Source organism: Leisingera sp. F5 (genome assembly GCF_001593695.1).
Genome location: NZ_LUKH01001313.1, coordinates 1 through 1,120, shown reverse-complemented (window position 1 = coordinate 1,120; position 1,120 = coordinate 1). Strand labels below are relative to the sequence as shown.

Below are 1,120 nucleotides of genomic sequence, written 5' to 3'. Positions count from 1 at the left end.
GCCGGGATTGAAAGCCGTGTTGACCACCTGCTGGATCTTGAAGGGAGAGCTGAACCCGTGTGTCTGCTCGATGATCGAGGTCAGGCTTTCGGATTGACTGAGGCCCATCTGCTTGCATTCGACGGCCATCTTCAGAAGGCAGGAATGTTCAAGTTCGCCAAACATTGTTTTGGTCTCCTTGCTGCTCGTTTTGAACAAGTATCGCATGGAAACCTTAAAATTTCTATGTGGCAGAATAATGGAGGCCGTTGTTATGCTTGACAATTCCTTAAGCTATGTCACCGAAGACGGCCGCACTATCGGTGGTGTGGTGATGGAGATGAAGAACATCACCCTGCGGTTCGGTGGTGTGGTGGCGATCAAGGATATCTCCTTTGACATCCGCGAGGGCGAGATCCGCGCGATCATCGGCCCGAACGGGGCTGGCAAATCCTCGATGCTGAACGTGATCTCAGGCTTCTATGTGCCGCAGGAAGGCGAAGTGCTGTTTCACGGCAAGAAGCGTCCGCAGATGCGCCCCTATGAGGTGGCCCGCCAGGGCATCGCACGCACATTCCAGAATATCGCGCTGTTCGAAGGCATGAGCGTGCTGGACAACGTCATGACCGGACGGCTCAACTATATGAAAACAGGCTTGTTTTCGCAGGCTCTGTGGAAGGGTAAGGCGGAAAAGGAAGAGACCGAAAACCGCGAGGTCGTGGAGCGGATCATCGACTTTCTGGAGATCCAGCACATCCGCAAGACCCCGGTGTCTCGGCTGCCTTATGGCCTGAAGAAACGGGTCGAACTGGCCCGCGCGCTGGCTGCGGAACCAAAGCTGCTGCTGCTGGATGAACCGATGGCCGGCATGAACGTCGAGGAGAAGGAGGACATGTCCCGCTTTATCCTGGATGTGAACGACGAATTCGGCACTACCATCGCCCTGATCGAGCACGACATGGGCGTTGTGATGGATCTTTCGGACCGCGTCGTAGTGATGGATTACGGCAAGAAAATCGGTGACGGCACCCCGGATGAGGTGCGCAATAACCAGGATGTGATCGACGCCTATCTGGGGGTCAGCCATGACTGAGTTGCAATGCAGCAACACCCGGCCCCGGCAGGGTGACATCCATACACC

At 55.7% G+C, this 1,120-nt stretch carries 1 protein-coding gene; it reads left to right on the top strand.

Going from position 1 to position 1,120, the window contains the following annotated elements; translation table 11 throughout:
- Positions 1-253: 253 nt before the first annotated feature.
- Entirely contained in the window at positions 254-1,072 is an 819-nt protein-coding gene (locus A2I95_RS41050; RefSeq protein WP_027257201.1) for an ABC transporter ATP-binding protein, read from the top strand.
- Positions 1,073-1,120: the final 48 nt, after the last annotated feature.

What these genes read in the sequence shown, in the direction of transcription:
- A2I95_RS41050 (WP_027257201.1), top strand. Translation starts at nt 254, where the DNA reads ATGCTTGACAATTCCTTAAGCTATGTCACCGAAGACGGCCGCACTATC.